This is a genomic window from Dyadobacter psychrophilus, from assembly GCF_900167945.1.
GTDB lineage: Bacteria > Bacteroidota > Bacteroidia > Cytophagales > Spirosomataceae > Dyadobacter > Dyadobacter psychrophilus.
In genome coordinates, this window is record NZ_FUZA01000004.1 from 365,162 (window position 1) to 381,978 (window position 16,817).

Sequence of the window (16,817 nt, forward strand, 5' to 3'; positions counted from 1 at the left end):
GAGTACGACATTTGTAAAGCGTTATGGGAGAAATTTTTGAGCGATTTCTCGCAAAAGATTAAGGGTTAGGTTAACTTAGAAAGCCGTGAGGGATATCCTTCACGGCTTTTTTGATATCTTGGAATTCCGAATCATTATCACTCATTATATAAGATGAAACCCACTATTAACATTGAATACTGTCCAAAATGCGGCTGGCTGCTGCGATCTGCCTGGATGGCGCAGGAACTACTCATCACATTCACTGATGATTTATATGCCGTTCAGCTCATCCCTTCGGAAGTTGCCGGACGATATATTATCAGTATGGGCGATCAGATTATATGGGATAGGAAGCGGGAAGGCCACTTTCCGGAACCGAAGGAAATCAAAAAAATAGTCCGGGACCAGATCGATCCGGAGCGCAGTCTCGGCCATTCTGATAGATAAATTGTCGACATCTGAGCATAGTAGGACATTATGTCGCCCTGTGTGGAGTGGTTACTGCAATTTTGGCATTTGGCTTTTTCCGGTTTAAGTGGGATAATTTGGTGCTTTTTGAGAAAAGTAATGCTTTAAATGATGTGAGGCGGTATTGTGCAAATATCCTGAGACAATATATTTTCGATTTTTAACCAAAAAATAATCTTTGGCACGTAGTTTTTCGTTAATAGATAAAACTTGTGAATCTTAAACGCGATAGCTATGGAAAGCAAACTAAAAATACCCCAGGAGATGTTGATGAATATTGATTTTATCAACACAATCAATGGTGGAATGAGTGAGCCCGCTATAAAGCTTGATAGAGGATCGGACGGTTTTGAAGTTGTTGTGAAGGTTCCAGGCATCGAGGTTGAAGATCTTCAATTGGAAGTAGTAAAAGGAAAAAGAAATTCTAATAATCTCAAACTATTTCACTTGTTGCCCATATTTTCTCAGGAGAATTTGTCCGATGAAGAGCAGTGGAGAACAGTACGTTTCATCAATACATTCGTTATTCCCGACGGGGTTGACGTGGAAAATATTACAGCAAAATATGACGATACTTTGCGCCATCTTGTCCTTTTTCTTCCATATGGAGATGAACAAGGCGATTACCACAGAAAAGTAAATATAGAGCGCTGGTAACAGTCAATTTGTATTAAATAAAGTCACCCGGTAGTTACAACTATCGGGTTTTTTTATGTGTCGTGTATTAAATTGCGCAGCGAAAAGCCCCGTTATTATACGTTGAAGCTTATTAATGAAGCACATGGAACTTGTTTTATTTAAAATTGTACCCTTCCAATAGATTATATTAACATAGAGTAAACATTTAGGGTTTTAGTAAAAAAAGGAGTTCCATATCTGTATCTTAGCAACCATATTTTATATATTACTCCTCCAATCTCAACGTTATGAAAAAATCAAATATCTTCGCTTATATTGAGCTTACGAAACTTGTAGAAGAACTTAGGGTTTCCAACGCGTCCGGCCAACTTAAACAAAAGTTAAAATCACAGTCCGCATATTTCAACATCATAGAGCCGCGTTACTTTTCGGACAACCTCATCAATGAATGGGAAGGAATCCTCAGCCTTATCAAGCAAAAAGGCGTGAAAGTGAACGAGGAAGGGAAGGTTGTTTCGAACGCTGTCAGCAATACGATCGACCAGTTATCGGATAGAGAATGCGAGGTGCTGGTACATAAGGTTTACTCTTTGTATGACCAGGTGAAGCAGGAATTTCAATAATATTAAATTAAACGAAAATGGCTCCTGGTTTCCCAAGAGCCATTTTCGTATTTGCTCATAATATTAATTTACGGTTCCGCCGTTCCAGACTTCTTTGCCGGGCTGTACAAAAGCCAGGCTTCCATCCCGGTCCTCAGCCATCAGGATCATTCCGTGGCTTTCCAGCCCCATCATTTTCCGCGGAGCCAAATTTGCCAGATATAATACTTTCTTGCCAATCACTTCCTCTGCTGAAAAATGTTCCGAGATCCCGCTCAGCACAGTCCGCTGCTCCAAGCCAATGTCTACCAGCAGTTTAAGTAGCTTTTTGCTTTTGGGAACATTCTCTGCCGCAACAATTGTCGCAACGCGAATATCCATTTTTCCAAAATCATCATATTGAATCTCCGGTTTGATGGCCGCGACCGTTTTTCCTTCCAGCTCATTCATTCGTTTTGCGTCGTGCAGTTTTTGAATCTGTTTTTCAATCACGTGGTCTTCAATCTTTTCGAAAAGCAGTTTCGCTTCCAAAATCGGTTGTCCGGCAGAAAGAAGATCCTGATTACCAGCGTATTCCCAGGTCTTATTAATCATTCCAAGTTGCCCCTGGATTTTCGCAGCTGTGAACGGAAGCACGGGTTCAGACACAATGGACAATGTCGCTGAAATCTGCAGGGCAATGTTTAAGATGGTGTTAACCCTCTCTGGGTCAGTCTTAATGGCATGCCAGGGCTGCGTTTCTGCAAGATATTTGTTTCCTGATCTTGCCAAATCCATGATCAATGTAAGCGCCTCCCGAAAGCGGTAAGTTTCCAGTGACTCCGCAATGCGTGCCGGAAATTCGGCCAGATCTTTCAGTGCGATCTCGTCTATTTCCTGTAATGTTCCTCTTGCAGGCACTTTGCTTTCGCAGAATTTTTGGGTTAAAACAATGGCGCGGTTGATAAAATTTCCATAAATCCCGACCAATTCACTGTTATTTCTGGTCTGGAAATCCTTCCAGGTGAACTCGCTGTCTTTTGTTTCAGGCGCATTCGCAGTGAGTACATAACGGAGCACGTCCTGCTTGTCGGGAAGCTCTTCAAGATATTCATGAAGCCACACGGCCCAGTTTCTGGAAGTGGAAATTTTATCGCCTTCCAGGTTCATAAACTCATTCGCAGGGACATTGTCGGGCAAAATATAATTGCCTTCCGCCATCAGCATCGCCGGGAAAATGATACAATGGAAAACAATGTTGTCTTTACCTATAAAATGCACCAGCTTCGTTTCTTCATCGGGAGCAGTTGGCTGCCACCACTTTTTCCATCCTTCGTCCGTTCCGTTCTTTTGGATCAGCCAATCTTTTGTCGCAGAAATGTAGCCGATAGGCGCTTCAAACCACACATATAAAACTTTTCCATCTGTATCGGGAAGCGGCACGCTTATTCCCCAGTCAAGGTCGCGGGTCATGGCGCGAGGCTTTAAGCCATCTTTCAACCATGACTGACATTGCCCGAAAACATTCGTTTTCCACTCGTTATGGCTGTTAATGTAATTTTCAATGTCAGGCTGCATGGTATCCAGAGGCAGATACCAGTTTTTGGTGGCCTTCAAAATGGGTTTTGCGCCGGAAAGCATCGACCGCGGATCTTTCAGTTCCAATGGGCTTAATGTGGACCCGCAACGCTCACACTGATCGCCGTAAGCATTTGGATTGGCACAAACCGGGCAGGTTCCTACAATGTATCGGTCAGCCAGAAATTGCTCTGCCGTTTCATCAAAATATTGTTCAGTTGTCTCTTCAACAAACACATTCTTATCGTACAGGTCCTTGAAAATCTCCTGAGACGTTTCATGGTGAACTGCCTTACTGGTTCTGGAATATATATCAAAGGAAATACCCAATTCTTTAAAGGCGGTGTCGATTTGAGCATAATATTTGTCAACGACCTGCTGCGGTGTCAACCCTTCTTTCTTGGCACGAATGGTGATCGGAACGCCATGCTCATCGGTTCCGCTGATGAACGCAACTTCTTTCCCTCTGGAGCGCAGGTAACGAACGTATATATCTGCCGGTATGTAGCATCCAGCCAAATGACCAATATGGATAGGGCCATTGGCATAGATCAGCGCGGCGGTAACAGTATATCGTTTTGGATCGGGAATGGGCATCTTTGAAATTCAGGTAATTTATAAAAGGTTTTAAAACGTAAAATTAGCAAAAACGCTTTCAGAACCGGGACTTTGAGAAAGTGTAAATAAAATTTTCTAAACTTGTCCCACTATCTACGCACACAACTATGAGCGAAAAGCATAAAACCCGCCAACAACTGGCTGATGACCTGGGAATATCCCCGAGAACATTGTCCCGCAAGCTTCAAGGCCTTCGCATCGTTCTTCCGCCAGGATTGATTTCTCCCAAATTATATCAGCAAGTCGTCGAAAAATTTCGTGATTGACGAGCGTATCATGGCCCGTCAAGTTTTGTCAAATTTTGTCCAATTAATGCTATTGCGGTTGCATATTAATTGTGTGAAGTTTGTGATGGTTGCGCAGCCAACACTTTTACCTTAAATCAATTAGTATGAAAATCAAATTTTTTAAAAAGACTCTTGTCGCTTTGATCCTGATTTGCACGACAGCATTTGCCGTTCAAGCGAAAAAGTTTTGTGAAGGTACGGGATCGACAACGGATGGCACCTTGTCTGTTTGGGCCGTACTCAGTTGGAGTGTCGGAGGAAGCGACTGCTGTTCTCCAACTGCTGGATCTGCATTCGTCCAGAAGACTTTTTATGTCAACGGACAGTATTTTTCTACCAGCTCTTACTATATATCGATATCCGATGCCCAATATTCAATGGGCTGTCAATATATATAACTTGGTAATTTATCATCTATTATTTAAAATCCTAAAACATGAAAATATACACATACAATAGGCTTATGATGCTTTCTTTTGTTCTGTTTGTCGCTTTTGGATGCGCGGACGATCAGGAACGTGATCTGAAAAAGGCGGAAAAACGCTATAATTTTAAAAAGGCGGTAACCGAAGACGATGAATTATTTCCCACGTATTTCCTTGCAAAGAACGGAGTGATAACAAAAGAGTTGATTGACGCGGAACGTGACGTAAAAGTAAGGCTCAACGAAATGGCTCCGATTTCGTTGCCGGCCAAGCATGCACGATTGACAAGCGCTCAGAAAGATGGGGTTGTCCAGACATACAAGCGTTTTTTGCAAAGCCACGATGAGGACTCACTACTGATCAGGCATTTTCGAAACAAGTATGCCAAGGTAATTCTGCTGGATTATGATGTTATGAAGTCAGATGATTACGCGCTCATTTCCTTCTTGACAAAAGAATTGATCGATTCGAAATGTGGTCGCTTTTCACTTATTTTTGACGGGACCAATAAGGTAAAAAGCCATGTTCCCGACAGTCAATACAATTCACTAGTCTTTGGGCTTGAAACACAAATTGCGCAAAGCTTGAACTTGCATAAGCAAGCCAAAGCGGCAATGCCTGGATTGATTCAAAAGATGAAAGATAAGCCTGAGACAGTTCAGGGAGGATTAAAAGCAGATTTTGCAGTCGAGCTAAACGAAATGGATGACCTTTCTCCCAGGATATCAACGCTTGAAAAGTATTTGCAAAATGTGAGAAGTTTATAGACGTTCAACAAAGTAAATGTGTTTTGCCCTTTCTGAATCCGCGCGATTCGGAAAGGGTTTTTTGTTGTTATGCAAGATTTCACATTTTTACAACCAACTTTGGTCTCGATATTTTGTTCTAATAAATATGAAAATCCTAATTACCGGTGCGACAGGTTTGGTTGGAAGTGCAACTGCGAAAAAGTTTCTTTCCGAAAATCATGAAGTCTTTGCACTAGCCAGGCCTGACTCTGACCGAAGCCTGCTGGCAGACGTTGAGACCAAAATACATTGGGTGGAAGGCGACATTCTGGATATCAGCTCATTGGAAAAAGCTTTGGAAGGCATGGACATGGTCGTACATACGGCTGCGGTTGTTTCCTTTATTCCAAAAGAGCGGAAAGCCATGTATAAGGTGAATGTGGAAGGAACTGCGAATGTTGTGAATGTGTGCCTGAAATATAGCATTGATAAGCTTTGCCATGTGAGCAGCATTGCCGCAATTGGTCGGCCAGATGCCCGGAAAGCCGTTCCTGGAAAAGATGTGGTTCTGGATGAAAGTCATCGCTGGGAGGATTCTCCCGAGAATTCGGAGTATGCCAAAACCAAACATTTGGGGGAGCTGGAAGTTTGGCGCGGGATTGCAGAAGGGCTTAACGCAGTAATTGTCAACCCAACATTGATTTTGGGCGAAGGAGATTGGGGTAAAAGCAGTACGCAGATTTTTGGTTACATATTCAAGGAAAAACCATTTTATACAGAAGGCATCGCCAATTACGTGGACGTCAGGGACGTCGCAGATGTTATATTTCAACTGTTGTTATCTGATATATCGGGAGAAAGATTTTTGCTGAATGCGGGGAGCATTTCTTACCAGAATTTGTTCAATACTATTGCGGATGCCATGCATAAAAAGCGGCCATCATTTAAAGTAGGTGCCGGACTGGCGGGAATTATCTGGCGGTTTGAAGCAGTAAGGACGTGGTTGCTGGGAACAAAACCTTTGATTACGAAAGAAACGGCCAAGTCTGCGGCCAGAAAGGTCACTTATGACAATGCGAAGATCAGGAAAGCATTGGGTTTTCAGTTTCAGCCCATTGAGCGAACGGTTGCCAGAGTGAGTGAAAGTTTGCTTGGCAAGATTTGAATTACGATTATTTATTTTATAACTTTCTTTAATTAATTAGTGGTGCGTTAGCCCTCAAATCTAACCTGACAGTTCGTATGATGGAGAAAAATTTTGGGGAAAGAAAGGATTATATGAAAGAAACATTGCTCAGGTTTGAAAGAATGCTTAAAACAAGTGAGCCGGTTTTTTTTGATTTGGATACTTATGAAAAAGTAACGGTTCACTACATTGAAAAAGGAGATTGGGATAAGGCTTTTAAAGCGTGTGAGTTAGGACTGTCGGATTATCCGTATTCGCTGGATCTTTTGCTGAATATGGTGCAGCTTCATGCCAACCGTGGTGAACATGAGCTTGCGCAGGAAATCCTCGAAAGGGCTTCTCTTTTCCATCCCGGCGACATTGAAATCTCTTTCATGCAAGTTGCTATTTCCAATATGATCGGTGAGTTTGAAGAAGCCATCGAAGTTTTGGAAAATCTTTTGCAACGCGTTGAAGACCAGGATGAAATATATTTTCAAATAGGGCAGACTTATCAGAATTGGGGTAAATACGATGAGGCGATTAAATTCTATAAAAAATCGCTTAGGAATAACCTTAATAATGAAAGTGCACTGTATGAACTTGCACATTGCCTGGACCTTGTCGGGCAGCTGGAAAGCCATCTGGAATATTATAATGAGCTCGTTGATCGCGACCCGTTTTCGCATCACGCCTGGTATAATCTCGGTATAGCATTCAGCAAACTCGAACGATACGAGGATGCTGTGAATGCTTACGAATATGCCACATTAGTTAAGGAGGATTTTGCTTCGGCGTTCTTCCAGTTGGGTAATTCCTACATGAACCTTGAAAAGTACGAGGATGCAAAAGAGCAATATCTGAGAGCGATTGAGCTGGAAGGCGAACAGCCGGAAACCTGCTGCTGCTTGGGCACTTGTTATGAGAAATTGGGTGAATTTGAAACAGCCATCAAGTATTATCGTCAGACTGTCAAGCTGGATAAGCAGTGGGATGATGGCTGGTATGGATTGGGAATTTGTTTCAGCGAGCTTGGCCGCTGGTATGAAGCTGTTGGATTTCTACGTAAAGCCATTCAGATCACAGAGTTAAATCCTGACTACTGGCTAGCACTTGCAGAAACGGAATTCAAGGTTGGGAATGTCATTTCAGCATTTGAAGCTTTTGAAAAAGCGGCGGAAATCGAGCCGTCTAATCCGGATATCTGGCTGAAATGGTCTCACGTGTTGTTTGAGCAAGGAAATTACGTTCGGGCTTGTGACCTTTTACAAGCTGCGATCGATGAAATGCCGGAAGAAGCGGATCTATATTACCGCATGGCAGTTTATCAGATCCACGCCGGCACATATCGCGAAGCATTGCTTAACCTGGAAACGGGTTTGACATTGGATTACGATGCCCACGTGCAGCTTTTTGACTTTTTCCCTGATCTTGAAAAACAGAAAGCGTTGTTCAGGATTATCGAGCAGTACAGAGAGAAATAGCTAGCCGAGATTTTGGTATAAGTCCACAAGCTGGCGAGCAATATTTTGACCGGAAAACTGACGAATGTGCAGTTTTCCGGCTTCTACAAGGTGTTTTCTTAATGCGGCATCAGTGATCAGTTTATTAAGCTGATGGCTGATGTCTTCCTTTTGATAAGGGTCCGCGTACAATCCTCCTGGTCCGCCGGCCTCTTCCAGACAAGATCCTTTTGCTGCCAGAACAGGTGTCCCGCTATGTAATGCTTCAAGAATTGGAATTCCAAAACCCTCATAAATAGAGATATAGGCAAATATTTCGGCTTCCTGATAGAGCGCTGGTAAATGAGCTGTGGGGACATCCCGGAGGATTTTTACCTTAGTGTCAAGGTTATTTTTTTTGATATATTCAAAAATTTTGGGCGTGTAACTCGTAGGTTTCCCCACCAGAATAAGCTGGAAATTATTGTTGGTAACATCAGCAAATGCCTCTACCAATCGGTGCTGATTTTTACGCTCTTCCAATGTTCCCACACACAAAATGTAAGGTCCCTGAATATTATACAAACGCCTTACTTCCTCTTTTTCTCTGGGTTCAACTTGATGTTTAAAAATCGGATTGCAATCTTGATAAACGACCTGGACCTTGTCACTATTAACATTATAAAGCTCAATCAGGTCGCGTTTTGTTTGCTCGCTGATGGCGATAACAGAGTCTGCCCGGCGGCATGCAGACTGGAATTTATGTCTATAAATAATCCTGTCAATTGGTTTAAATAAATGCGGCAACCGCTCAAAAATCAAATCATGAATGGTTACCACCGACTTGATCCCGGCTTTTTCCAAACCTTGGGGAAGCTCGTTGCTCAATCCATGAAACACATGAACATCATCAGCTTCTAACTGGTTGGTAATGGATGCATACCGCCAGTAAGCCGACAGTTTCCTGTCCAGGAAAGTCTGCGGAAGGCGAATGTTATTTTCAGGGAAGTTGGTAAAAAGTTTCGCATTGTTTTTTGGCGTATATGCGAGGCAAGTTTGGTCTTTTTCGTTTGTCAGGAGTGCATCGAGTACAAAGCGGCTGTAATTTCCAAGTCCGGTTTTATTGGCAAAAGCTCTCTTAGCATCAAATCCGATACGCATAACTGGTGCTTTTCAAGGGTTTCAGAGCAAAAGTCTGTAATTTTGTGGATACCACCGAAAATTATTGGTGTCTATTTTGTGTTTAAAAGGAATGAAGAGAGACAACGTTAGCAAACAGGGTAATCCCAAATCCACCACACTACCAGTCACAGAAGATTATCATTTACATACGCTTGCCAACGGGATCCGCATTGCTCACAAGCAGGTTCCTTATACGCAAATCGCGCATTGCGGAATTATGCTCGATATTGGAAGCCGCGACGAATTGCCGCATCAGCAGGGGCTGGCCCATTTTTGGGAGCATATGGCATTCAAAGGGACAGAAAAGCGCAGCTCTTACCACATTATCAATAGATTAGAGAATGTAGGAGGGGAGCTGAATGCTTATACCACCAAAGAAAAAATTTGTTTTCACGCCTCGGTCCTGGACGATCATTTTGATAAAGCCATGGATCTGTTGGCCGATATCACTTTTCATTCTGTTTTCCCTGAAAAGCAGATCGAACGCGAGCGGAATGTGATTTTGGAGGAAATGTCAATGTATATTGATTCTCCTGAGGATGCCATTCAGGACGATTTTGACCAGCTCATTTTCCCGGATCATGCGTTGGGAAATAACATATTAGGCATTGCCGAGACAGTTAATTCCTTTGGTAAAGAGGATTTGATGAAATTCATTAATGACAACATTGATACGGAGCGCATTGTGGTTTCGTCTGTAAGTCGTTTGCCATTTTCAAAAGTCATTCGTGTTGCGGAGAAATATCTGGGCAACATTCCGCATCGCAAGACGTCTAGGATCAGACAAGCGCCGTTGGCGTATGTGCCTGTAAGTCAGCAAAAAGAGCGCTCCATTTCTCAGGCGCAATGTGCGATGGGCCAGCCGGCTTATCCATTACTCGACGACAGGAGATTATCTTTCTTTATGCTGGTTAATTTGCTTGGCGGACCAGGAATGAATTCCCGATTTAACCTTTCATTGCGCGAAAAATATGGCTTTGTTTATTCTATTGAAGGAAATTACACACCCTATCTGGACACAGGGTTTATGGGTATTTTCTTTGGAACAGAACAAAAACAACTGACCAAAAGTATTTCCCTCATCCACAAAGAGCTAAAAAGAATCCGCGAAGTGCCATTGTCCGTCCTGCAACTCCATCAAACCAAGGTGCAGCTTATGGGGCAACTTGCTATGTCTGAGGAAAGTAACATGAGTTTTATGCTTATGATGGCTAAAAGTCTGCTGGACACCGGCCGTGTGGATTCTCTCCCCGAAATTTTCACGGAAATCGAGCAGATCACTGCGTTACAGTTGCAGGAAATCGCGCAGGATATGTTCAAAGAGGAGAATTTCAGTTATCTTACTTTTCTTCCTGAAGATTAGTATAAAAACTGTTTCCCTCAACCCATGATGCGCCTTAGCTGCCTTTTTTGCATTGTTTTTACAGTGTTTTTTGCTTGTAACCGCAAGCAGACAGATGAACAAACCATTGAATTTCCAGATGAGCTGATTAGTTTCGAAGCGTATTCTGACAATCCGCTTTTCAAAGGAACAGGTGATTCTACGACCTGGGATGAAAAAATCCGCGAGCGAGGCTATATTCTGAAAGAAGACAGCACTTATTATCTCTGGTACACCGGATATACCAAAGCCACGGGCGATTCCATTAAATATCTCGGGTTAGCAACTTCAAACGACGGCATCGCATGGAAACGGTCAAGTGAAAAGCCCATTCACTCGTCATTATGGATTGAGGATATGTGTGTCGTTAAATCGGACAGCATTTATTATATGTTTGCTGAAAGTCGCGGCGACACCGCTCATTTGCTCACATCTTCCGATAAGATTAATTGGAAAGACAATGGTGCACTGGATATACGCCTGAAAAACGGGCAACCGATCGGAAAGGGAGCTTATGGCACACCGGCTGTGTGGAAAGAGAACGGAACCTGGTATCTTTTTTACGAACGCAATGATGCGGCTGTCTGGCTGGCGACTTCCACTGATTTGAAGGTTTGGACCAATGTTCAGGATGAGCCCGTGCTCAAAACCGGCCCTGAAAAATATGATCAGTTTGCGGTTGCTTTTAACCAGATTATCAAATATAATGGCCTCTATTACGCCTATTATCATGCATCGGCTTTCAAAGACTGGCGGGAATGGACGATGAATGTCGCAGTTTCAACGGATTTGGTGCATTGGAAAAAATACGCAAAAAATCCTATCCTGGGCAATGATAAGTCAAGCGGAATAGTGGTGAACGATGGCGGTAAATTCAGGCTTTACACCATGCATCCCGAGGTTAATGTATATTTTCCAAAACAATCCGCCAAACAGTAACATTAGGCAAGCGCAACCTGTTTTTCATCAGCCCGATAATACAATGTTGAAGCGTTTTCAGGACGTAATACCAATTTCGCTGCTGCGTGAATGTCGTCGGAAGTAAGGTTTCGAATAATTTCCGCGTCCTCATTCGCCCAATCCACATTGCCGGCGTTGGCTGCGAAAGCGAGGTTCATTGCACGATTCAGTAACTCCACCTCCGAGAATGCCAGTGAAGCTTCCGACTGGTTTTTGACTTTGGTTACTTCATCTTCATGCGCTCCTTTTGCCACCATTTCGCTCAATATTTCTGCCACAGCAGCATCTGCTTCTTCAAGGCTGACATTGGGATTGAGGTTTCCTTTGATCAAAAGCAGGCCGGGGTCAAGGGAAGAAGTCACGCTGGCGCTAATGCTGTTGAAAATCGACTTTTCTTTTAATAGGCTTTGATATAAACGAGAGGATTTTCCGCGTCCAAGAATGTCGCTTAGCAAATCCGTCGCGTAAAAACCTTTTTCGTACCTGCCGGGCATATGATACACTTTGATCAACGAATTTAATGGCACAGCTGCGGAAGTTTCCAGATGCCTCGCCTCGTTTTGCACGGGCTCTTTGGGAACATTGCGCACATACGGAGCGCCAGCTGGAATGTCGCCAAACCATTTTTTAGTTAATTCACGAACCTGCGCCGTTTTAATCGCTCCGGCAACCACCATGACTGCATTGTTGGGCCTGTAAAAACGGAAGAAGAAATTTTGAACGTCGTCCATCGTGGCCCTTTCAATATGATCAATGTCCTTGCCGATCGTCGCCCAGCGATATGGGTGTTGCTTATAAGCCAATGGCCTTAATTTCAGCCACATGTCACCATAAGGCTGGTTCAGATAACGTTGTTTAAACTCCTCAATCACTACTTTTCGCTGCACTTCCAGCACATTGGGATCAAAAGAAAGGCTCATCATCCTATCCGATTCCAGCCAAAAAGCCGTTTCTATATTATCTGCGGGTAATGTAATGTAGTAATTGGTGATGTCCGGGGAAGTAAAAGCATTGTTTTCTCCGCCCACATTCTGCACGGGAATATCGTAGCTGGGAATGTTTTTGGAGCCGCCAAACATCAGGTGTTCAAACAAATGTGCAAATCCCGTGCGCTCTTCATCTTCATCCCGCGAACCCACATTATATAAGATGTTTACGGCAGCCATCGGAGTGGAAAAATCTTCATGAACAAAAACTTTCAAGCCATTGTCCAGGGTAAACTGCTCGTAACGAATCATAATATCAGTGAGTAAAATAATTTTTAATAAAACCGGCCAAATAAAAGTTTGGAACAGAAACCCGCAATGTTGTTTTAGGGTTATTAACAAAGCTAATGTTCAGGTGCGGTTCCACCAAACCATTTTGAGTTTATAGTAAATGCTATGCAAAATACGCTTCGATTCCTTTTCTTTTTTACACTGATATTTTGTTCGATTCCGGCTCCCGCACAACTTTTAAATGATCCTGCGTCATTAAAAAACGTTCAGAACAGTTTGGACAAAATATATAATTATGAGTTTGACGAAGCCCAGGTTTTCATGGATCAGGTTGATAAAAAGTATCCCAATCACCCCGTTTCGTACATTCTCGACTCTTTTGTTCTTTTTTGGAAGCATTTACCCATAAAGGATAATCCTGCTAAGTCGAAAGAGTACATTCATAAATTGGATCAGTGTCTGGATGCTATTAATAAGAAATTCGGGAAGAATAGCCTTGATCCTGAGGCTGTTTTTTATACGATGGTTGCACGCGGATACATGGCCATGATGTACAATTATAAGGGCGAAATGATGAATGCGGCAGGGGAGGGTAAAAAAGCGTATAATGCCTTCGTTGAAGGCTTGAAACTAATCAACAAAAACCCTGAATTTTATTTCACTTCGGGCATGTACAACTATTATGTTGAGGTGTATCCCGAAGAACATCCCATTGTAAAACCATTGCTGGTTTTCTTTAAAAGCGGAGATAAGGCGTTGGGTTTGAAACAAATAGATAATGCTACGAAAGTCGGGACAATAACCCGTGCAGAGGCGAATTTCTATATTTCACACATTTATCTGAAATACGAATCGAGGCCCGAAAAGGCCGTTTTTTATATGGATAAACTAGCAGGGTTATATCCAAGAAATCCGGTTTTTCTGATGAAAAACATTGAGTCACTGCTGTTATCGGGTAAATACGATCAGGCTGGAAAGGAGCTTACTTCATTGAAAAAGGTAAATCACGGATTTTATCCTGTCGCCTGGCGAACATTCCAGGGTCTTATGGACGAAAAACATGAGAAAAACGATGCTTCGGCGCAACGGGAATATCTTCTTGCCTTGAAAACACCGCATGACGATCAGTATACCAAGGAATATCATGCGATGGCATATGCAGGCTTAGCCAGGATTTCGGCAAGGGCCGGAAACAAAGGAAAAGCGAAAGATTATTACAAAAAATGCCTCGGCAAAGCGGAGTACAGATCTGTGATTAAGGAGGCAAAAGCCTATAAATGAGTTGGTTATTTTGGGAATAGGCTCCTATCCAGTCCGGGAATAATTTTCAGGGCATTTTTGTAATAAAGCTTTTTCAAAACCTCGTCAGAAAGGCCCATTCCATACATTCTCCAAAATGCGTGGTATTTTTTATGGTAAGGAAAATATTCATCTTCCGTTTCCAAAACCCTGAAATAGGTTGCATATTCAGCAGGCACCCAGCTATCTTTTCCGAATAAAACCCTGTCCTGATATTTATCAAAAAACTTCTTCGCAGCGCGTGGCTGGCGTCCAAGCTCAGCAATCACCGCACCTATTTCCACATACATATTTGGAAAAACGACCATCAAGCTGTCCAGTTTTTTCAAATTATTGGGATACCAGCCCATATGTGCATTGATAAATGTTGTTTTAGGGTTGCTCCGGAAAATGTGATGCTGTTCTGCAATCAGAGAGTCGAAAGGAACAGGATCTTTTGCACCCCTTCTGCGGTTAGGGTGGGTTTTAAGTTCCAGCCAGCGTTCATTGTAACGGTCCATCGGGTCCCAGAATGACGGGACGTCGGCAGTGTGTATCAAAACGGGAATGCCTAGTTCCCCGCATTTTTTCCAAACAGGCTGCAGACGCGGATCGCTTACGGCAACGCGGTTTCCCTTATCATCTTTAATTCCGCTAAAACCCAGGCTCTTATAAATTTTAAGTCCTTTTGCGCCCATTTTCACATCCGCCTCCAACTGCGCCACCGCCTTCGCCGACCAGTCTTTTTCACCAAAACCTTTGAATTGAAGATTAGTAAATATGGCAATGCGTTTCGGCTGGTTCTTCGCCACATTTTCCAGTGAACCTTTCAGCGTCGCCGTCCCTTCTTCCCATTCCTGCGACCATCCGCGGCCACTCAAATTGACCATAATGCCCATGTTCAGCTCATCCATCTGCTTGGTCAGCGCTTTCAGGTCCTGGGTCGGCATCTGATATTGGTGGTTATGAACGTCGATAAAAGGAAATTTGGCTTTCTTGGTAATGTGCTCCTCTACCTTCAAAGTTGAAACCGGATCGTACTCTTCGAAACCAAGTGGTTGAGTAATCTGTCCGCCTTCCTGGGCGCAAGCGGCAAAAGTAAAACCAATGGAAACGGTGAGGGCAAGGAGAACTTTTTTCATGAAGGCGTTTTTCAAGGGTTGGTTTAATGATCGTTGTTTATAGGAAAAAAATTAGGTAAATATATCAGCGCTACGCAATGAGCGGCGATTCCTTCCTCGCGGCCTACAAATCCCAAATGTTCGGAAGTGGTTGCTTTGATGGAAATATCTTGTTCTGGAATGTTCGTAACCGAAGAAAGGCATGCTTTCATTTCAGGAATGTGCGGATTCAGTTTTGGGTTTTGTAAAACGATTGTAACGTCAACATTACCCACTTGGAAGCCTTTTTCGCGGATCATTTCCAGGACTTTGGCTAACAAGATTTTGCTATCGACGCCTTTCCACTGCGGATCTTTGTCGGAAAAATGATAACCAATGTTGCGCATATTCGCTGCTCCCAGCAGCGCGTCGCACATTACGTGGCAGACTACATCGGCGTCGGAGTGACCCTTTGCACCATGTGAATGCGGGATTGAAATCCCCCCAAGCCAAAACGGCCTGCCTTCCACCAACTGATGCACATCATAACCCTGACCAACGCGAAACGGAAACATGTATTTTGTTCGACTGTTAAATACAAAATCCTTCAATTCAGCTATGCTGCGCTGCAATTCGACCAGTTTGTCATTAGGATTTGTGTGTTCTTCACTCCATTCACCTTCTCTTTCCTCCATAAATTATAATGTGTATTTTTTTCAAATATAAACAAACAAGCCGGAAGATCACGAGTGACTTCCGGCTTGTTTTATGAATGTTGTCTGACTATTTGACCTGCTGTATTTCTGTCTTCAATTTCTGGATTTGCTCTTCCTGGTTGACTGCTTTAAAGTAATAATACAGCCCGGCGATCAGGAAAATTTTTGATAAAATAAATACGGCTATGAAGGCAGGACGCCAGAATTTATGTACTTTAATGTGGGTGTCATTCACCTCCACATCGAGAAACCTGGTATTCTGATCTTCCTCCGCTGCCTTCTTTTTGAATGTATGCTTCTCTTTCCTGAAATTTTCCTGGTTGCTTCTTAAATGAATGATCTCGCGTAGTGCAGACGGAGGCGTAACCGCGGAGCCATTAAAATAGCGGGTTATATCAGACTCAATATCAACCAGGTAATCTTTAATCTCCTCGTTTTCTTCGACCATTTGCTTTACCAGTTCCTTCTCCTCTTCATTGGTCAACCCCAACAAATGCGCCTCTAAAATCCCGCTCTCTATAAAGTTTTGTGTTTCCACTATATGCCTTGATTGTTACGCGTTACGGTATAATTTGAAATATTCATGAAAAGAACGAAGAACCTCGGATTTAGATATATTCAGTTTCCCGGCAACTTCTTCGGGTGTGAAGCCCTGACAAAACGACAAGTCAAAAATTTTCTCAGGTGATGCGTCCAACGCATTTGCTGGATCGGCAACCGGGGCGATGGCCATTAACTTCCGCTTAGCCTCCACGGCTTTTGCCCTCGCTAACTTAATAACGCAAGCTGCGAAACTGAAAGGATAGCTGTTACAAGCCTGCAATTGAGGTGAAGAAAACACACTGACCAACACTTCCTGAGCCAAATGGACCTGCGGCAAAATCTGCAAAATTATCCCGTAAGCCATTGCACCGTATTTGTCATAAACTTCAAGAGAAGTTATATTACCGTTCGGTCTGGCAACTCCGTTTTTGATGGGCTCTAATTCACTCATACATTGTTATTGACGTATCATTGTTTGCAAAGAAATTCCAGAAATCGGGATCTGGCAGGTTCTGCTTGCTATTTCC

The 16,817-nt window shown here is 43.0% G+C and carries 18 protein-coding genes; 11 read left to right on the plus strand and 7 right to left on the minus strand.

The annotated features are described in order from the left end of the window. The first annotated feature begins 153 nt into the window (after window positions 1-153). From B5X68_RS17505 to B5X68_RS17515, 3 genes are all read left to right on the plus strand, one after another. Window positions 154-429: an Rdx family protein gene (locus B5X68_RS17505; protein WP_082216040.1), complete on the plus strand. Its 276-nt coding sequence runs from the start codon at window positions 154-156 to the stop codon at window positions 427-429. A 255-nt stretch (window positions 430-684) separates the two neighbouring features. Beyond that, window positions 685-1,107, plus strand: coding sequence for an Hsp20/alpha crystallin family protein (locus tag B5X68_RS17510; RefSeq protein ID WP_082216041.1), 423 nt, complete (start codon window positions 685-687; stop codon window positions 1,105-1,107). Between the two features lie 269 nt (window positions 1,108-1,376). Next, complete coding sequence (locus B5X68_RS17515) at window positions 1,377-1,712, plus strand: hypothetical protein (protein ID WP_082216042.1); 336 nt, start codon at window positions 1,377-1,379, stop codon at window positions 1,710-1,712. Between the two features lie 63 nt (window positions 1,713-1,775). On the opposite strand, the gene metG is transcribed toward B5X68_RS17515, so the two are convergent. Beyond that, window positions 1,776-3,845, minus strand: a complete 2,070-nt coding sequence (metG, locus tag B5X68_RS17520; protein WP_082216043.1) for a methionine--tRNA ligase — start codon at window positions 3,843-3,845, stop codon at window positions 1,776-1,778. A gap of 128 nt (window positions 3,846-3,973) precedes the next feature. Between metG and B5X68_RS29485 the strand changes: the two genes are divergently transcribed. From B5X68_RS29485 to B5X68_RS17540, 5 genes are all read left to right on the plus strand, one after another. Beyond that, entirely contained in the window at window positions 3,974-4,132 is a 159-nt protein-coding gene (locus tag B5X68_RS29485) for a helix-turn-helix domain-containing protein (RefSeq protein WP_141110328.1), read from the plus strand. A 125-nt stretch (window positions 4,133-4,257) separates the two neighbouring features. Continuing rightward, window positions 4,258-4,551, plus strand: coding sequence for a hypothetical protein (locus B5X68_RS17525; RefSeq protein ID WP_082216044.1), 294 nt, complete (start codon window positions 4,258-4,260; stop codon window positions 4,549-4,551). A 38-nt stretch (window positions 4,552-4,589) separates the two neighbouring features. Continuing rightward, the gene (locus B5X68_RS17530; protein ID WP_082216045.1) at window positions 4,590-5,345 is read left to right on the plus strand and encodes a hypothetical protein; all 756 of its coding nucleotides are present in this window, start codon (window positions 4,590-4,592) and stop codon (window positions 5,343-5,345) included. 127 nt (window positions 5,346-5,472) lie between these two features. After that, window positions 5,473-6,471: an SDR family NAD(P)-dependent oxidoreductase gene (locus B5X68_RS17535; RefSeq protein ID WP_082216046.1), complete on the plus strand. Its 999-nt coding sequence runs from the start codon at window positions 5,473-5,475 to the stop codon at window positions 6,469-6,471. A gap of 77 nt (window positions 6,472-6,548) precedes the next feature. Then, complete coding sequence (locus B5X68_RS17540) at window positions 6,549-7,955, plus strand: tetratricopeptide repeat protein (protein ID WP_082216047.1); 1,407 nt, start codon at window positions 6,549-6,551, stop codon at window positions 7,953-7,955. Here B5X68_RS17540 and B5X68_RS17545 read toward each other — a convergent pair whose 3' ends face one another. Beyond that, window positions 7,956-9,074 (minus strand): glycosyltransferase family 4 protein, encoded by a 1,119-nt coding sequence (locus B5X68_RS17545; RefSeq protein ID WP_082216048.1) that lies wholly within the window; start codon window positions 9,072-9,074, stop codon window positions 7,956-7,958. Window positions 9,075-9,165: 91 nt separating this feature from the next. On the opposite strand from B5X68_RS17545, the gene B5X68_RS17550 reads away from it, so the two are divergent. Both B5X68_RS17550 and B5X68_RS17555 read left to right on the plus strand, forming a co-directional pair. Then, the gene (locus B5X68_RS17550) at window positions 9,166-10,458 is read left to right on the plus strand and encodes a M16 family metallopeptidase (RefSeq protein ID WP_082216049.1); all 1,293 of its coding nucleotides are present in this window, start codon (window positions 9,166-9,168) and stop codon (window positions 10,456-10,458) included. A 24-nt stretch (window positions 10,459-10,482) separates the two neighbouring features. Beyond that, window positions 10,483-11,415, plus strand: coding sequence for a glycoside hydrolase family protein (locus B5X68_RS17555; RefSeq protein ID WP_229208462.1), 933 nt, complete (start codon window positions 10,483-10,485; stop codon window positions 11,413-11,415). 2 nt (window positions 11,416-11,417) lie between these two features. On the opposite strand, the gene B5X68_RS17560 is transcribed toward B5X68_RS17555, so the two are convergent. Then, entirely contained in the window at window positions 11,418-12,674 is a 1,257-nt protein-coding gene (locus B5X68_RS17560; RefSeq protein WP_082216050.1) for a M16 family metallopeptidase, read from the minus strand. Between the two features lie 144 nt (window positions 12,675-12,818). On the opposite strand from B5X68_RS17560, the gene B5X68_RS17565 reads away from it, so the two are divergent. Next, a complete protein-coding gene (locus B5X68_RS17565; RefSeq protein WP_082216051.1) occupies window positions 12,819-13,934 on the plus strand; it encodes a tetratricopeptide repeat protein in 1,116 nt (371 codons plus the stop codon). A gap of 5 nt (window positions 13,935-13,939) precedes the next feature. Here B5X68_RS17565 and B5X68_RS17570 read toward each other — a convergent pair whose 3' ends face one another. From B5X68_RS17570 to B5X68_RS17585, 4 genes are all read right to left on the minus strand, one after another. Then, window positions 13,940-15,073, minus strand: coding sequence for an amidohydrolase family protein (locus tag B5X68_RS17570; protein ID WP_082216052.1), 1,134 nt, complete (start codon window positions 15,071-15,073; stop codon window positions 13,940-13,942). Window positions 15,074-15,096: 23 nt separating this feature from the next. Then, the gene (gene ispF / locus B5X68_RS17575) at window positions 15,097-15,606 is read right to left on the minus strand and encodes a 2-C-methyl-D-erythritol 2,4-cyclodiphosphate synthase (protein ID WP_082216169.1); all 510 of its coding nucleotides are present in this window, start codon (window positions 15,604-15,606) and stop codon (window positions 15,097-15,099) included. A gap of 208 nt (window positions 15,607-15,814) precedes the next feature. Then, on the minus strand, window positions 15,815-16,285 hold the full coding sequence (locus B5X68_RS17580) for a hypothetical protein (RefSeq protein WP_229208463.1): 471 nt from the start codon (window positions 16,283-16,285) through the stop codon (window positions 15,815-15,817). A 15-nt stretch (window positions 16,286-16,300) separates the two neighbouring features. Then, a complete protein-coding gene (locus tag B5X68_RS17585) occupies window positions 16,301-16,741 on the minus strand; it encodes a hypothetical protein (protein WP_082216053.1) in 441 nt (146 codons plus the stop codon). Between the last annotated feature and the right edge of the window lie 76 nt (window positions 16,742-16,817).